Origin of the sequence: Mucilaginibacter polytrichastri, from assembly GCF_001911425.1 — a bacterium.
Lineage (GTDB): Bacteria > Bacteroidota > Bacteroidia > Sphingobacteriales > Sphingobacteriaceae > Mucilaginibacter > Mucilaginibacter polytrichastri.
Map to the genome: position 1 here is coordinate 3,594,171 of NZ_MPPL01000001.1, position 18,263 is coordinate 3,612,433.

Sequence of the window (18,263 nt, forward strand, 5' to 3'; positions counted from 1 at the left end):
TTTATGATATAATTTCACTATAAGCACCGTTTAGTGCTTCTTTATATTGTTTTTCAGAATAATAATGGGCTCGAAATTATCCCATTGGGGTTTAAAACCTTTTTGATTCAACAAACCCCTTTGCCCTATCGAGAAGTTGCCTAAAATAATATCCGGACTACCATTCCCGTCCACATCATTTACATCCATACTAATCCAGCGGCCATATTTTTCAACCGGGACTTGGTGAGCAGTAAAATTATTGAGACCGGCTTGTTCCAGATAGGTAAAACCTTCTTCGGGGTGATATTTAAAATCACTAAAAAAACCGATAGCAGCAATATCCAGGTCGCCATCACCGTCAAAATCAGCAGCCATTGCTTTTGTACAACCATCTATATGGTAAAAATAAGTTTGCTTAAACTTCCAGTTACCCAGGTTGGTAAAAATGTACACTCCATGATACGGTTTCAATACTTTAGAGTAATCACTATTATCGCCGCTGGTATACAAAATATCCAACTTGCCGTCATGATTAAAATCGACCAGCTGAAAACTACTCGAACCGTTTATTGGCGGGAAACGCAATAGGGTTTTTACATCAAAACCCCCTTTTTTATTATTCAAAAACATACGTATGCCTTCATCATTTTGCGCAAACAAGCACATTATATCAGTCCAGCCATCGTTATTAAAATCACCTTTTATTAATTGCGTCCCACCGGGCAGGCCCAGCATCAGTTGTTTTTTATATTTTTTGCCTGGCAGTTGCTGTACATAGTACAAGCCCCCCCTATCGTGGCCAAAACCGCATACTACATAATCAGTTAAGCCATCTTTATTAAAATCGGCAGTAACCGTTTGTACCGGGCGAGGCAGGCTATCGGTAATTACCAGCGGTGGCTGTGGCTTACCCTCACTTAGGTTTAACTCCTGTATTCGGCCTTTCAATTCATCTACAGGCATCATATTACCAATAGTGGTAAATACCCCTATGTTACCTTCGGGCCTTTTAACAAATTCAACCCCGGTAACCGGAGAGTCGAATGTATAAACTAATTTCGATCTGCCATCCGGTGTCCATTTGTAAAGATTATTGGTAGCATCGGCTGTATAAAGTTGATGATCATCGGGGCTAACGGATACCATAGTAGTCATGGCCGTCATTTCTTTACTCACCTTTTTAGGTTGAACCAAAGTAAAACCGGCCCAATCACGCAATGGCGCCACAGCAGGTTTTGGGATTATTAATGAATCTGGCGCTTTTGACACATACCATTTGGCAATAGCCTGCCACTCGGCGCTAGACAGCGCAGAATGCTGATCGGCAAAAATTTGCCCCATATACTGTTGCAAACCCAGCTGTTTGGCCATAGCAGGCAAGATGCTTTTTTCCCAGCTTTTTTTATCGGCCATATTGGGCTGTGCCAACATATGGCAGCTTGTGCAATATTTTGTGGCCAGCTGCTGCCCATCAAAAACCTGCGGATTAGTTGTTGTATTGGTATGGCAACTCTCAAAAGCTATTGCGGCAACAGCAAACATACCGGCAAGCACGCATAACTTTACAATTGTTGATTTAGAAATTTTAAACATATAGCCTTATAATTTTGCAGGTAGCTTTAAGGAAGCACAACTACGCGGTTCCCTTATTGCTTAATACAAATGCCGGTATTTTATTTTTTAGTTTGATTTTCGAGCACAATCAAAGGGATTTGCCCATTTTGATTAGGATTTAAATTTTCATTGGTACTTAAACCCTTACTGTAGTTGCCCAATACGATATCCGGTTTACCATCACCATTAAAATCGCCAACATCCATGCTAAACCAACGGCCATATTTACTTACTGGCACGGCATGCGGTTTAAAATGCATGGCCTTATCTTGTTCAAAATAAACAAAGCTTTCGGCAGGCTGAGTTTTCAAATCGGCAAAATAGGCGCTCGTGGCAATATCCAGATCGCCGTCGCCATCAAAATCGGCAGCAATGGCTTTGGTACAACCATTAATAGGATAAAAAAAGCTTTGCTTAAAGTTCCAGTTACCGGTATTGGTAAAAATATACAAACCATGATACGGCTTCAGGATCCGCGAATCGCGGAAGTTATAACCGCAGGTATAGATGAGATCAGGTTTGCCATCATGGTTTACATCTGCCAGCTGAAAACTAGTTGAGCCATTTACCGGTGGAAATTGTAAGAGCATCCGCTCGGTGAAGCCACCCTTTTGATTGTTTAAAAATAAAAATAAGCCTTCGTTACCCGTGCCAAACAAAGCCATTACATCCGGCCAGCCATCATTATTAAAATCACCGACTACAGTTTGTACCGCACCCGCCACCCCCTTAATCTCGTTACGGGTGTAGGTATGGTCGGCATTCTGTTTCATCCAAAACAAATACCCTTTAATATTACCCTGTGCACATATCACATAGTCTGTTAAACCATCTTTATTAAAATCTGCAGCCTGTGTTTGTACCGGGCGCGACAGATCCGTTTCGATATTTGTAACCACAGGTTTACCTTTTAAGTTAACCTTTACAGAACGCCCGTTTGGATAATCTGCAGGCTCTAACCTGCCGATGCATGATAGTACACCATCATATTTTCCGTCTGCACCTTTTACAAAAGTCATATTTACAGCTCCCGATGGTAAACTGGCCATCACGGTTGGCTTAAGCTGCGCATCCCATATGTATAGCTTTTCGGTATTAATATCGCTGCTGTATATTTTATGCCCGGCAGGGTCAAAAGCAACCATTGTGGTGAAAGCCGTTTGGATATCGGCATTACCGGCAGGTAGTTTTAACGAGAAACTGGCCCAATCGTTAATTAATGGTTCGGGCCTTTTTTGCGGAGCCAAAGTTTGTGGAGCTGCTTTCTTGTAATAAGCTGTTAAGATTTCCCAATCTTTCATAGAAATACCACTGGCACTGTCGCGCTTAAAGAAACCGTTACCATAGGTAGATATGCCTACATACTTAGCCATATTGGGCAATGTATGGTATTGCCAAACATCATTACTTAAAGCATCTACCGGTACCAGTTTATGGCAGCTGGTGCAATATTTAGCAGCAAGCATTTTACCATCGGCTATGGTATCGCCGGTTAACTGAATTTGCGAAGTATTGGTTTTTGATTTACAGCCATTAAACAGCATAGTGCCGGATGAAAGCAACACAAAAGCACACAAGCCAACAATATATTTAGATTTGGTTGATACGCTCATTTAGTATTTTACAGGGGTTATTTAATTACTTGGTCAGTTTAAGCTTGCTCCAGATGTATTCGCCCACCTCATGACCTTGCTTTGCGCCCACATTAACACTGTTAAGGTAATGGATACCACCGTAATACCGGCTCACAGAGGTTTCGTCTGATGCTTTAAGGAATGAATCGAAATGGCGTTGCAAACCTATGTAATGTAAGTCGCTGGTATCCTGAAATGCAAAGTTATCGCCAAATAAATGCGTTAACATGGTTGATGATGCAGCGCTGATATCGCTGTGCCCGCTTGGATACTCGGGGAAAGGCGGTGTTTGCAGCAACGGCAACCAGCCGTGATCTATCTTGTCGTCAATTACTGTTACCGGGCGAATGTAGTTTGTGGTATATTTTTCTTGCCAGCAGCATATAAATGCATCATACAACGCAACAGCAGTTAAGGCATAGGCCTGTGCTGTTTTAATAGCGCTAGCATGTGTTTTTTTACAGGCAATTGCGGTTATACCTATCCAGTGCCCGCCCGGAGTTATTTTTTTATTGGCAAACATAATATGCCCGGTATGTTGTATTACAAAAGGGTTATCGTCCCAATAGCGGGCTATTAGTTCTTCTTCTTTACTTAGATGGGTACATTTGTTATACAGATCTACATTTTGCTTATAGTATTCGCTGTTTTTATCTTCGCTAAAAGCCGGCGGAGGTGGCACCGGGAACTGCGATGATGAATTAATGGCAAAAGGTTTCATGGTACCCCAGCAAAACTCAACCCCGTCCAGGTAATCAGGAGGTGTTGGGTGCCACTTGCCCGGATCGCGGCTACCCAGAAAACGAGGTTTACCACGGGTTTGCGGGTAATTATCAAAAGCCGCACGCTTTAAAATCAGCCTACCGATACTATCGCCAAATGCGGCCGAACGGGCGAAAGTAGAATCGTCGAGATTATTTTTGAATTTGGCATACACACCATCTTCATACTTTTTAAGCGTATCTATAGAAAAAATAACCTTATGCGCTACGGTAAAAAATGCATGGGTGGCAGCTAACGTATAGTTATACGTTTTACCCTTTTGAGGCTCTGGCGGTTTGCCAAAGTCTTTTAACTGAGTAATAATAGAGTTGTACTTAGGGTCTGAGTAACGCAAAGCCTCGTATGAAGCTAATGACGCATAACCGTAAATACGGCTGGCTACCGGCGGGGTAAATACATCATATATAATTACCTGCGTTAACTGATCTTCGTTTTGATGCAATATTTCGGCATCATCAATTTTAACCGGCGTTTTCTTACCTGGGGAACAGCTAATAACAAAGCACCCGGCTAAAATGACACAAGTTGCTTTAAATAATTTAGGATTAAACATGTTATTGATTTAGGGAAATGTCTCTGGTTTTGCCTGTACTATTGGTTACTCGTACAGACGCCATATTACTTTCAATATTAAAGAATCTCCCTGACTGTGACAAGAACGAAGAACCATTATAAAATTCGAACCGGCTAGCTTTACCATTTTTATATTTAACCAGCGCAAACATGTCTAAAGCATCCAGTTTAAGCGTTTTTACACGGCGTTTTAGCTCAAACAGTTTAAGTGCACCCAAATGCTGGCTGGCTGCAAGCATATAACTGCCATTGGCGCCGCGCAGTTTAACCAGCGCTTTGCCATCACCGGGAATGTAAATACCGCTTTGCATAATACTTAATGGGCTAAAACCGCCTTTGCCATCGCCTTTTAACATTAACCCGTTAAAGGCATCATAACGGCCGGTGGTAACTTCGGTACTAAAATCATTACCGTTCATCACTACATCCAGGTTGCCATCGCCATCAAAATCATCAACCGTGATGCCACAAAGTTCAGACATTTGCGCTTGCACAGGCAATAGGACAGCGGTAAACTTGCCACCACCATCATTACGCAAATAGCACGATTGCAGGGTATTGGCTTTAAGCCTCACCGCTCCCTTACGCATTTCGGGCGTCAAAAACTCGTCCATAGTAGCTGTCGCGAATGATTTGTAATTCTGATACCTGATACGGGTACTGATTACCTGCTTAACAACATCATCGCGGGTATTAACCGGAAACTCTTTCATCTCCCCTTTTTGGTCTTTCAGGTAAACCGAAGGAAAAGCATCATAACTACCGTTATGATCAAAATCTTTGGCGGTTATATACACCGGGTATTGCTCTGTAGCTTTATAAAAAGTATTTAAACCAGTGTTACCAACTATATAATCAATATCGCCGTCGTGGTCGAAGTCGCCGGCTGCAATGGTGTTCCACCAGCCCAGCTTATCGCTTATACCGCTTCCGGCAGTTACGTTTTTAAATATGCCTTTATCGTTTTTCAGGAAGGTAACAGGCATCCACTCACCGGCAAGTACCAGATCGGGCCAGCCATCGTTGTCAAAATCGGTAAAAGTGGCATCGCATACCAGGCCAATATTTTTAAGGTCTTTAGCTACAGAGGCAGTAACATCGGTAAACTTGATGTGCCCGTTTTTACTGTCATTACGTAAAATGATGCTGGATACCGGTTTGGGATAATTCCACGGATCAACCCTGCCGGAAATAAACAGATCAAGGTCACCGTCCTTATCATAATCAACTGCGCGTACACAAAGTTTGCTGGTAAAGTTATTCGGCATAGCCGATGTTTCCTGCGTAAAGTTGCCTTTGCCATCGTTTACATAAAAACGATCGCGGTAATTTGGTGAGTTAGTTTCGCTTTCGAAACCGCCACTGGCAATATACAGGTCGAGGTCGCCGTCGCCGTCTGCATCAAAGAGTAATAGGCCTTCGTCTTTAAACGTTTGTGCAGCAGTATTAACGCCTGGCATCAAATCTTTTTGGCTAAACTTACCATCAGCTTGTTGTAACAAGATTTGGGCGTGATTTTTAGCATTGCCTCCCACTATAATATCGTCCAAACCATCGCCGTTAACATCGCCCACTGCTGTAGCCGGTGCATATTCTGATAGTTTATGCGGAATTAATTTCTGGATATTAAAATCGATAAAGTCTTCGTCCTGGTGTTTGTAGGTAATGTTACGGGCTTTGGTAACCTCGGTAAACATGGCCTGTTTATCTATGGCAGGATGCAAAAAATTATAAGGCAGTTTGGCATCAGCAATATTTACCTTTAATACCTGGTTTGCCTCCACATTGGTTAACACCTGTTTTTTAAGGTTAGACCAGCGAATAACAACCGAATCCAGCTTGGTTACATTACCCAGACCGAAGTGCGCTATCGCATCATTGGTAGACAAGTACCCACGGTACGGGGTGTTCTCATATACCTGCTGTTTACCATGGTCATAATAGATATTGGCCCAGGCACCCAGGCCGTTAATATTTTGATCGCCCCCTTTAAAACTGATACCTAAATAGTGTACAGCCTGCGTATCGCTTTTATCGCGCAGGGTATTTTTATAAACCAGGGCTTCATCATTAATATTATTAACCACCATATCCATATCGCCATCGCCATCCAGGTCTACATAAACAGCCCCATTTGAAAAGCTCGGGATGGTTAAGCCCCAGTTGGTGGTTTCGTCACTAAACTGCAGGTTACCGCCATTTTTAAAGGCATAGTTGTGGATCTTTACTATTGGTATCTGGCTGAGTATTTGCTCCATGCTGGCCACCTGGTAAGCCTGCGAACGAAAGGTTGTAAAGTCATGGTCTGTTACATCGCGGGGGTAGCCGTTGGTAACTACAATATCGCGATAGCCATCATTGTCAAAATCTGTAATGAGCGGGCACCAGCTCCAATCTGTTTGCGATACACCGCTTAAAAAGCCTATCTCACTAAACACCGGGTGGCCAACAGAATCACCTTCGCCCAGGCTATACCCCTGGTTTAATTGGAGCGTATTATGAACATATTGATATTGATAACCGTAGTAATCTGTGTTTTGGTATAGTTGATAACTGTTGGGGCTCATAAACATTTTCTTCCTGAAATTATCTTCGGGGTTCATGTCTAAGGCAAACATATCTACAAGGCCATCATTATTAATGTCCTCAAAATCCTGCCCCATTGCAGTTAGGGATGTATGCTTAAAATATTGCTTTGAAGCATCGGTAAAAGTGCCGTCATGATTATTGATATATAAAATATCGTTGGTTATAAAATCATTGGTCACATAAATATCTTTCCAGCCATCGTTATTTATATCAACAATACTGGCCGCGTGGCCGTATCCTTCTATGTCGATGCCGGCTTTTTTAGAAACATCTGTATAAACAGGATGCTTTAGTGTAGGGTCCCAATCATTACGGTACAAACGCCCCGTGCTGTGGTAAGAGCCATCTGTGTGAATGGGTCTGAAAGTGGTGGGATTATCTCCCGGATTAAGTTCATTAACTACCAGGTACATATCCAGGTCGCCATCATTATCATAGTCAAAGAAATAGGCCATCGTAGAGTGTACCCTCGCATTCAGCCCATATTCGGCAGCCATTTCTTTAAAGTGCGGCATGCCATTTTTATCATTGCCCTGGTTAATATAGAGCAGGTTTGTTCGTTTCAACGAATCGCCAAGCAGGGTATTACAAACATAAATATCGGGCCAGCCATCATTATTAATATCAACAACAGCCACACCCCTGCCCCAGCCACCTTTGCCGGCTACGCCTGCCGCGGTGGTAACATCATCAAATTGAAAATTGCCTTTATTTAAGTAGAGCTTATTGGCAACAGCATTGCCGGTAAAGTACAGGTCGGGCCTGCCATCTTTATTAAAATCGCCAACACCAACACCGCCGCCGTTATAAATATTGATACGGGTAAGCGGGTTTATAGAATCTGTTTCGACAATATGGTTATTGAATTTTATACCCGAATGAGCAGAAGGTATAAGCTCGAACATGCTTTTTTTATGGCACGAAGCAATTGAAAATGAGCATACAATAAGCGCTATATAATATAAAAACTTCATTTGGGGTATGGGCAAAAATCAATGATCTGGTTTTATAAAAAAGGCGGAAACGTGTGTTTCCGCCTTAAACATAATGTTAATGCCTATTAATAACTAGGGTTTTGTTTTAACGCACCGCGCTCAACATCAATCTGAGTTTGAGGTATAGGATAAAGCTCGTTTTTACCCTGGGTAAAGGTAACACCTTTTAAAGTTGGGTTGGCAAAACCGGTAATGTTGGCATCATGTGCAACATAATTGGTAAGTATGTTTTTCATGTATCCAGCACCACCCGGGCCACCATATAAACCATCATAGCGTTGTAAATCGAAGAAACGATGACCTTCCATAGCTAACTCCAGCTTACGCTCGAACCAGATTATTTTACGAGACTGATCTTTTGACGTAAAATCTGCGGCTGAGTATAAACCTACTTTGTAGTTTGCAGCCGGTAAAGTATTATCAACAATTGGCTTGGTTGCATCACCACCTGTATAACCGGTTACACGGCCTTTAACCCAACCGGTTGGATCAGCAGCACGGGCTCTGACAAGGTTTACATAAGTTACTGCTTGTGCTACGCTACCTGCAGTCGACTCAATTTCACATTCTGCAGCCCATAATAATACATCGGCAAAACGGATAAGATTATAGTTATTTGAGTTCGCCTGATTTGCAGCCCAGCCATTGTAAGTATCGCTGGTGGTACCTTGTTGCGCTTTGTAATAAACGTTTTTAATCGGACTAAAGGGACCGCCATCTGCCTGGTCACGTGCCCATGAAGCTCCCGGGTGAATACCCCAATCTAAATAAGGGATACCTCTGCGGCCTACGGTCCAGTCAAGGCGTGGATCTAGCGGGGTTGTTGAATCTGGCAACCAGGTAACATCTGTAGCTAAAACGCCTTGGTCATTTTTTAAATCAGAATTATTATAAGTATCCAGCAAAGGCAAACCTCTAACAGCATCTACTTTGTATGAGTTTACCAGGCTAAAAGATGGCTGGTAAAACCCGCAGCAGGCAGCAGGACCACCGCTTGGGTAATTCAACACATCGCCCGAGTTACCATTATAACCGTTTGCGTTATCTAATACAGTCATCTGCACGGAGAATACTGCTTCGGGGCCATTTTTGGTTGAAGGATTAAAGTTATTGGCAAACGGCTCAAGTGCATACTTAGCACCGCCAGATGTTATGCCATTAGTAATCACATCCGTTAATGCTGTTCTGGCCAAATCATATTTATGATCAAACATGTAGGCTTTTGCCAAATAAGCTTCGGCAGCATATTTATTAACACGGCCAATTTGTGCCTGTTTAGTTGGCAATGAAGCAACCGCAGCAGCAAAATCAGCCTCTATTTTATCCCAGATAGGGCCCGGATTACCTACATTGAAGTTACCTGCATCATAGGTGATGGTTTCATCTACATAAGGTATGTTTCTCCATATTTTTGAGGCCTCCAATTCATATACACCTCTTAAAAAGCGAGCCTCGCCAATTAATTGGGCTTTGTAAGTTGCATCGATAGATCCGTCTGTAACCATCGGAAGTTCCCTCAAAACATCATTGGCACGTTGAATACCATTGTAAAGGTTTTTCCATTTGTTTAACACATACTCATTAACAGAGCTAGTGGTGTGGGTCATGATTTCGGCAGCATACGGCTGATCTGTAGGGTTTGAACCTTTGTAAGCATCATCAGACGCAATACCACCAAAACTCCAGTTATCAACACTGGTTTCCCAGGCATCAACAGGTTGCCCCTGGTATACGCCATCTAACAGTGAATATGCACCAATTAACAAGCCCTCAACACCTGCCTTATTGGCAAGCACAGCTGAGTTTAAAACACCTGTTGGCGCTTTATCCAGGTAATTCTTACATGAGTAGGATACAGAAAGCAAGGCTAACGTACCTGGTATAATGATTTTATATATTGACTTTTTCATGTTTTATCTTTTTTATAAATGTTAAAAGGTTACGTTAACACCTAAAATGTACTGTCTTTGGTTGGTTGGGTAGCTACCATAATCAATACCAAAAGCAGCACTTTGCGTAGCATTTGAAACACCATTATATGAAGATGGCTGCAACTCTGGATCTAAACCTGAGTATTTGGTAATGGTAAACAGGTTGGTACCTTGTAAGTATACACGTACTTTACTAATACCAATTTTTTTGGTAGTGTTAGTAGGGATGGTATAACCAATTTGAGCAACACGCATTTTCAGGAACGAACCATTTTCAACATAGTAACTGCTTGGAATAGTTGAACCCATGCTTTGAGTATAACTTGCTTTGGTAACCGTTGGGTTTGTTACACCTGGCGAGCCCCATGAATTATATAGAGCAGCTGTTGATTTCCCACCGGTAAATGATGAGTAGAAATCTGTATAGTATTTGGTAAAGTTAAAATCATCATTGCCTTGTGAACCATAAAATACTGCAGTAAAGTCAAATCCTTTGTAAGCAGCGTTAAGGTTTAAGCCATAAGTAAAATCGGGGTTAGGGTTACCGATATAGGTACGGTCATTAGCATCAATTTTGCCATCGCCATTTACATCCTTGTATTTAAATGAACCGGCAGCAGCACCAGAATAAGTTGGAGCGGCTAAAGCTTCGGCGGTACTGTTATACAAACCGGTTACCTGGTAGCCATAGAATGCACCAATTGGGTGGCCAACTTCGTTACGGGTGATGTAACCAACACGAGAGTTAGAAGCATCAAAATAATCACCAGGGATATAAGTAATGGTATTTTTGTAAGTAGTAATATTTGCACCAATGCTGTAAGTAAAGTCACTGCCAGCAGTACCATGGTAAGTAGCAGAGATATCTAAACCGTGATTTTGAATGTCACCCAGGTTTACAAATGGTGCAGTAGCACCACCTACAGTAGCTGGTAATGGTTGTGGGTATAATAACCCGGTGATTGTTTTCTTATAATACTCTACAGAAAGATCCAGCTTGTTAAATAAAGATGCATCTAAACCAATATTCAGGATTTTATCTTTTTCCCAGCTGGTACTTGCATTACCAATTTGGGTATTATTAAAGCCCTGGCTGGTTACTGTACCGTTTACAGCATAATATGACGAGCCGAAACCAGAACCGTATTGGCTAAAAGCGTTAGGGCCGGTTACGTTGGCATTGTTACCACCAACACCGTAGCTACCACGTAATTTTAAATCGTTAACCCAAGTTAAGCCTTTCATGAAATCTTCCTGAGATACACGCCATGCAGCAGTTGCCGCAGGGAAATTACCCCATTTTTGAGTACCAAATTGAGAGTAACCATCGCGACGGATGGTACCGCTCAAGATATAACGGTCATTATAAATATAATCTACCTTACCAAAGAATGAGCGTGTAGCAGTTGGCTGAAGCGCGTAACTTGCTGCCTTATTATTTAAGGTACCGTTGCTTACGTTAGCATAATTAGGATCTACAGAGAAAAGATTGGTAGAAACACCACTTACAAACCTTCCATAAAACTGCTTTTGCTCATAACCGGCTAAGAAATTGATATTGTGTTTGCCGAATATTTCTTTGTAATTAACAGTGGTTGTCCAGTTATAATTACTGTTGTATTGTGAATTCTCAAAATAAGCATTTGAAGTTCCGTGGTTTTCAGAGTCATTATAAGCATTTAATGAACTAAAACCATATTCCCAGTTGTTAATATAAGTTCCGGCTATTTGTGTTTTTGCAGTAAAGTGTTTCAAGAAATCTGCTTCAACAAATGCAGAACCTTGTACGCTCCAGGTTTTGTTGTAGTTATCTTTGGTTCTTACCTGTTGGGCAACCGGGTTGGCTGCATTACCAAGCGGTGCGGCAGGGCCATCATAAGTACCACCGAAGTTACCGGCAATATCATACACCGGTATTTGCGGCATAATACGGTAACTCATTGATACTGCATTATTTTCGGCCTGGTTACCATAACCACCACCACCATTTGCATTACCGTAAGGTGTTTGTCTGTAAATCATATAAGCTGTTTCGCCTACACGGATATGGTCATTAAGCGCAAACGTACTGTTGATACGTGCCTGGTATCTTTTTAGGTAGGTATCAATTAAAGTACCTTGCTGATTTAGATAGCCCAATGAAAACAAGTAAACATTTTTATCATTACCGCCTGTTGCTGTAATATTGTGGCTTTGTGTAGGTGCAGCTTTAAATATGGCGTGAAACCAATCTGTACCTTGTTGGTTAAATTTCTGGATCAGGAAATCATTAGCCGGGTTACTCGCATCAAATTTGTAAGTAGACAAATCGATATTATCACCTGTACCTGTACCCAATGTACCGTTCCAGCCATAGGTTGGGATACCAAGGCCGCTGGTATAAATTTTATTTGTACCGATATTACCATTATCACCTGCTGCAGAAGCAAGTTTAGCCATGTCCTGAGGGCTTAGCGTATTCCAAACGTTTCCGCCGGGAGGCACCTGCCTGCCGTAAAAGCCATCGTAACTAATAGTAGTTTTACCGCTTTTACCTTTTTTAGTCGTAATAACTATAACACCGTTACCACCAGATACACCATAGATCGCTGCAGAACCTGCATCTTTCAATACGCTGATGCTTTCGATATCGTTAGGGTTAATATCAGACATGCTGTTGGTTTGCACACCGTCAATTACATACAATGGTGAGCTATTACCAAAGCTGGATACACCACGTACAAACACATTACTACCCGCACCCGGCGCACCTGCAGTAATTACGTTAACACCCGAAGCCTGGCCTTGTAGCAATTGCTCAGAACTACCTGTAGGCAGTTTTTTAGCATCGCTAACATTAACTACAGCAACAGCACCAGAGATATCCTTTTTGCGTTGAGAAGAATAACCGGTTACAATTACCTCATTTAATGATTTGTTATTTACCTGTAAAGTAATAGGGTAAGCGGCAGCGCCGGTTACGTTAACTTCTGTGGTAGCATAACCTACATAAGTAATTACCAGCGTTTGGCCAGAAGAGGCGCTTAAGGTAAAATTACCGTTAACATCAGTTACAGTACCTATAGTAGTGCCTTTAATGCGAATAGCGGCACCAACTACAGGCTGCTTGTCATCACTGCCAACAATGTGGCCGGTGATCTTTGTTTGCGCTGTAACTGCCAATGAAGAGAGTATGCAGCATAGTAGCATGCACAGCACCCTTACCTTGAGGAGTAAACTTTTAAACATGAGATTGAGATTTTAGTTGATTAATTTAATTGATTTATTATTGAGCTTATTTGTTGAGAGACACAAAGCATCATACAATAATCCGTACCCCTAAGGGCCAGAATTGAATGTGCCCTTAGAGTAATCGTCACACTGTTTGGCAGTACGATTTAATTTACCCAGAAGAAATTTAAGTAAAGGTTTTACCATAATTTTCTATTAGTTACAAAAAATCTGCTTTTAACAAACCCATTACTAAAACATGGATTTGAAGAGCGTACGTAATCTTTTTTTGTTATAATACTATCAGGATCTCAATGTATCCCTATTCAATAGTATTATATAATTGGCTTAATCCTAAAGTAGATTAAGTGTAGGGCTTACACAAGGAGTTTTGCAGAATTGTTATTTATTTAAAAAATACCTTATTTATCAAATAAGTGTAAAACATACACAGGTGTTTTTTAGATTAATCACAAAACATACCACGTGCGATTGTGATTTTAATAACACCCTTTTATAGTAAAACATAGGTAGCTAAGCCAAAAACAATCCCTATGTTAAGCAACTTTTGTATTTGCCTTAACATAATTTAAACAAACGCTATTTTTGAGAGTTGATTTTTAGCCTGAACAAGGGTAAATACAAGTGTTAAAATTTCATTACTATTAGTAATAAAATACTGTTAATGCTTTGTTCCCTATTTAAAATATATTGCTCATTTTTGATTACAAAATTTGTTATTAGCTTATTATTAAATGTTTACAAGACAGGAATTAATTGACTATACCCGCGATGCCAAAGAAAAATGGCTGAATCATATATCTGTTGACTGTGTGGTTTTTGGATTTCACGAAGGCCAGCTGAAGGTTTTACTTTTAAAAATGAAGGACGAACAAAGCTGGTACCTACCCGGCGGCTTTGTTTTAAAAGACGAGCACCTGGATGACTCTGCCAGCCGGATATTGAATGAGCGTACCGGCCTCGATCAAATATTTTTGCAGCAGTTTCATGTATTTGGCGACCCGCAGCGTTCGCGCCCGCATTATGAGATGTATAAAGATGTAGCCGACAATGAAAACAACTGGTTTAGCAACCGTTTTATAACCATTGGCTACTATGCCCTGGTTGATTTTCATAATACGGTTCCTGCACCGGATAGCTTATCAGAAAAATGTGTGTGGTGCGGTTTGGATGCGCTTCCGGGATTTATTCTCGATCATAAACAGATTCTGGATAATGCGCTTTATGCCCTGCGCCTGCAGCTTAATTACCAACCCATTGGTTACAACCTGATGCCGCACGAGTTTACCATGCCCGAGTTGCAAAAGCTTTATGAAACCATACTGGATAAAAAACTCGACCGTAGAAACTTCCAGCGTAAAATACTGGCTTTTGATATCTTAAACCGGTCTGAGCATCCACGCAAAGGCGGTGCCCACAAAGCACCTTATCTCTATTCGTTTAATCTGGAAAAATATCAGCAGGCTTTAAAAGAGGGATTGGCTGCCGGATGGTAAAACTTATACCTATATATTATATATAAGGTGTAGGTTTTGTTAAATAGTTATCTGCAAACCATCATAAGCTAAATAGATGTTTGCAGGTAGCTCGGCACTCACATCGGCATGCTTACCCAGGCGATGGCTAATATGTGTAAAGTAAGTTTGCTCCGCACCTATCTCTTGCGCAAAAGCAATAGCTTCTTCAAGCGTAAAATGCGAAATGTGGCTCTGCCGCTGCAGGGCATTAATCACCAATATCTTGCTTCCTTTAATCTTTTCCTTTTCAAAATCACTAATGGTTTTGGCATCGGTGATGTAAGTAAAATCTTTAATCCTGAAACCCAATACCGGCAACTTGTAGTGCATTACCTCAACAGGTGTTAATACTACATCGCCAATATTAAATGCTTCTTTATCTATATTATGCAGATTTACCTGCGGGATACCCGGATACTTAAAATCACTGAATATATAGTAGAACTCCCGTTTTAGGGCAGTTTGCACACGCTCGTTTGCGTATACATCTATGGCCGCTTGCTGCTTAAAATTAAAAGCGCGGATATCATCCAGCCCGGCAATATGGTCTTTATGTTCGTGGGTAAAAACTACAGCATCGAGGTGCATTACGCCTGCCCGTAGCATCTGATATCTAAAATCGGGCCCGGTATCAATAATAATCACCTTCCCATCGCCCTCTACCAAAATAGAAGAACGCAGCCGCTTATCGTGCTTATCGGTTGATGTGCACACTTCGCAGCAGCAGGCAATAACGGGTACGCCTTGTGATGTTCCGGTTCCTAAAAAAGTGATGGTCACAGCTGAAGTTCGGTTTGTTTTATTTGCTGATAAAAGGCCAGCTGTTTTTCGTCCAATAGTTTCTGATCAATATCTGTACCACGTATCAATTCGGCAAGGGCCTGGATCTTGCTTTCCAGGTTAGAAAATTTGTTGACCACAATCATCCGGCTGCTTTGCAGCAGGCATGCGCCCGTTTTAAAATTACCCTTTTCATACCTCACCTTGTAACCTGCAGATTTAAGCAGATTTTCAACTTTTTCTAAAGTATGATTAGTGACGGTTAACATTATGATATATAACGTGGCTTTTTCAAAAATAGTAAAGTAAGCTGTAAAACTTACCAAATGTTTACAAAAAAGGCCAGCATGGCCGGCCTATATATGCTTCTATTTAATCTGCTTAACGCAAATCAACCACTTCCACACCCGGATGCCCTTTGGTATCAAAGCTGAAGGTATTATCCGGCACCGCGCCATTGGCTGCAAATGATTTAATTGTGTAGTTATACTTGTTACCGTTTTTATCAAATATCAATGCGCTATAAATCTGTTTCTGTGCCTTGTCAATAAACAACTTTACCTTAAACACCGATTTTTTAGTATCTGTCGGGCTTAATTCTATTACCTGGCAAAGTTTACCGTTTAGTTTTTGGTCGCCGGTGTACAGGTATTTATAGCCTTTTTCGTAAATGGTAAAAATCTGGGCGGGGTTTAAGCCTTCTCCGCTTTTATCTACATCACTAACCTGTACTTCGTTATCCTTTTTAAGGTAAGTCCACTGGCTTTTACCATCGCTTATAATCTCTTGGGCTACAGCAGGTTTGCCGGCAACAGCTTTACCATAAATGGTAACTTTAAATTTACTGCTTTTCGATTTGGCTACTAAAGTACCAGTTTGGCTTTCTTTAATATTTGCCTGCGGATTCTCTAGCGTAAACACAAAATCGGTTTTTATAGCGTCGTAGCTTTTGTATTTTTTAGTAACCTCGTCTAAAATACCTTTAGCCTGTGTATCCTTTTGTGCAAATAATGGGTTGATGCCTATAATGGCGAGTATAAATAGTAGTGTATATTTTTTCATGAGCTTTTCTCCCCAAAACATACAGGGGGGCGTTTATTAAGTTAGATAGTAAAATGTATAGATAGTTTAATCGCGCGGTTTGGATAATTCTTCCAGGTGGCGTTCCAGGCTGTACTCGTCGGGGTATAAAACCTCGCGGGCTTTGCTGCCTTCAAACGTGCCTACGATACCTGCTGCTTCCAGCTGATCTATGATCCGGCCGGCACGGTTATAACCCAGTTTTAGTTTACGCTGAATTAATGAGGTTGAGCCTTGCTGATGTAATACTATTAAACGTGCGGCATCTTCAAACATTGAATCGCGTTCATTTGGATCGAAAGTATTTAGTTTTTCAATTTTAGATTTGATCTCTGATAATTTATTTGATGTATAAGTGTCCAAATAATCACTCCCTAAGGACGACACTATCTCGAAATCAGCGGCCAAATTTTTTAAGACAAATTGGCAATCATTCCACGTCTTATAATCACCGTGTCCACTTTTTTTACCTATTATTTCTAAATCAAACTTCTTAATTGATAGCTTCCATGCCACTAATCGCTTACTTGCAAACTCATTAATAGCAGTCTGATCAATCTCTATATTATTTTGATGTATCCCTGATACAGATCGACTATCAACATATTGGTCAGTCTTATCTAATGGTTTATATGTTTTGTCGTTGATGACAAAACTACGTATTAAACCATCATCAAAAAGAAAATCTATAGTATCACCTTCACTTATTCTAAATCTTGAAAGTTGACTTGATAATCCGTCAGTAAAATAATTTAAAGTAAGATATGACTTATTGTTTCTTTTAATGAATGCAATTAGGAGTAAGAAGCCATCATCTGAAGAGGTAGCTATTGCATACTTTGCGAGATCCAAAACACCCACCACACCTCCTACATTTCGCCATTTTATGTTTCGGGACTTTGTGAATGGATCTTCTTCTATTAAAGGAACATTTATATAGCGATTTTTTTTTATTTCCAATAGCCTTGTCCCTACTACCTCAGTATTAGTATTTAGTATAGCTATTGGCTTGACCGATAACACATTTCTCTTCAGATCATGGACATAATTTACAACACCAACGGTAAATGGAATATCTAACAATAAAATTTTTCTCTCTTGGTTTTGCAAATCGCATAGTTCAATTCTGAGTATCTTATTTTTATCAACTATATCATTTTCAACACAATTGATTGCTTTTATAATTATACTGTTTGAAAGGACATTCAATAAAAAAACTGAATAATTTTCATCCAATTTTACGACATGAACCGTTACTGAGCTTAATTCATTTTTTACTTTAACAGGTTTCAATTCCTCTTTCAAAACAGGTTTAAAAACATGAGCATCATTTTGTAATGTATCATCAGAAGTTCGATTTATCTCCTTATTTAGGCCAAATATTTTTTTTAGAAACCCCATAACTAATCGCGCGGTTTGGATAATTCTTCCAGGTGGCGTTCCAGGCTGTACTCATCGGGGTATAAAACCTCGCGGGCTTTGCTGCCTTCAAACGGGCCTACGATACCCGCCGCTTCCAGCTGATCTATGATCCGGCCGGCACGGTTATAACCC

Annotated in this window: 11 protein-coding genes and 1 pseudogene; 1 reads left to right on the forward strand and 11 read right to left on the reverse strand. The window is 40.8% G+C overall.

Annotated features, from left to right (window positions below; genetic code table 11):
* Positions 1-30: 30 nt before the first annotated feature.
* The 6 genes from RG47T_RS15185 to RG47T_RS15210 all read right to left on the reverse strand — a co-directional run bounded on the left by RG47T_RS15185 (position 31) and on the right by RG47T_RS15210 (position 13,329).
* Positions 31-1,575, reverse strand: coding sequence for an FG-GAP repeat domain-containing protein (locus RG47T_RS15185; protein WP_074490261.1), 1,545 nt, complete (start codon positions 1,573-1,575; stop codon positions 31-33).
* An 80-nt stretch (positions 1,576-1,655) separates the two neighbouring features.
* A complete protein-coding gene (locus tag RG47T_RS15190) occupies positions 1,656-3,209 on the reverse strand; it encodes an FG-GAP repeat domain-containing protein (protein WP_074490262.1) in 1,554 nt (517 codons plus the stop codon).
* Positions 3,210-3,234: 25 nt separating this feature from the next.
* On the reverse strand, positions 3,235-4,566 hold the full coding sequence (locus RG47T_RS15195; protein WP_074490263.1) for a vanadium-dependent haloperoxidase: 1,332 nt from the start codon (positions 4,564-4,566) through the stop codon (positions 3,235-3,237).
* Between the two features lies 1 nt (position 4,567).
* Positions 4,568-8,080, reverse strand: coding sequence for a VCBS repeat-containing protein (locus RG47T_RS15200; protein WP_253187523.1), 3,513 nt, complete (start codon positions 8,078-8,080; stop codon positions 4,568-4,570).
* Between the two features lie 155 nt (positions 8,081-8,235).
* Positions 8,236-10,080, reverse strand: a complete 1,845-nt coding sequence (locus RG47T_RS15205) for a RagB/SusD family nutrient uptake outer membrane protein (protein ID WP_074490265.1) — start codon at positions 10,078-10,080, stop codon at positions 8,236-8,238.
* Positions 10,081-10,101: 21 nt separating this feature from the next.
* A complete protein-coding gene (locus tag RG47T_RS15210; RefSeq protein WP_074490266.1) occupies positions 10,102-13,329 on the reverse strand; it encodes a SusC/RagA family TonB-linked outer membrane protein in 3,228 nt (1,075 codons plus the stop codon).
* Positions 13,330-14,066: 737 nt separating this feature from the next.
* Here RG47T_RS15210 and RG47T_RS15215 point away from each other — a divergent pair.
* Positions 14,067-14,828, forward strand: a complete 762-nt coding sequence (locus RG47T_RS15215; RefSeq protein ID WP_074490267.1) for an NUDIX hydrolase — start codon at positions 14,067-14,069, stop codon at positions 14,826-14,828.
* Positions 14,829-14,867: 39 nt separating this feature from the next.
* Here RG47T_RS15215 and RG47T_RS15220 read toward each other — a convergent pair whose 3' ends face one another.
* The 5 genes and pseudogenes from RG47T_RS15220 to RG47T_RS26765 form a co-directional block, all read right to left on the reverse strand.
* Positions 14,868-15,629, reverse strand: a complete 762-nt coding sequence (locus tag RG47T_RS15220) for an MBL fold metallo-hydrolase (protein WP_074490268.1) — start codon at positions 15,627-15,629, stop codon at positions 14,868-14,870.
* Complete coding sequence (locus tag RG47T_RS15225) at positions 15,626-15,898, reverse strand: hypothetical protein (RefSeq protein WP_074493483.1); 273 nt, start codon at positions 15,896-15,898, stop codon at positions 15,626-15,628. Before RG47T_RS15225 ends, RG47T_RS15220 begins: the two co-directional genes overlap by 4 nt.
* Before the next feature lie 112 nt (positions 15,899-16,010).
* A complete protein-coding gene (lolA1, locus tag RG47T_RS15230; RefSeq protein ID WP_074493485.1) occupies positions 16,011-16,691 on the reverse strand; it encodes an outer membrane lipoprotein periplasmic chaperone LolA1 in 681 nt (226 codons plus the stop codon).
* A 66-nt stretch (positions 16,692-16,757) separates the two neighbouring features.
* A pseudogene (locus tag RG47T_RS27165) lies at positions 16,758-17,009 on the reverse strand (DNA translocase FtsK); the annotation flags it as partial.
* 1,103 nt (positions 17,010-18,112) lie between these two features.
* Positions 18,113-18,263 (reverse strand): DNA translocase FtsK (locus RG47T_RS26765; protein WP_253187560.1); only part of this gene is annotated, 151 nt, incomplete at its 5' end.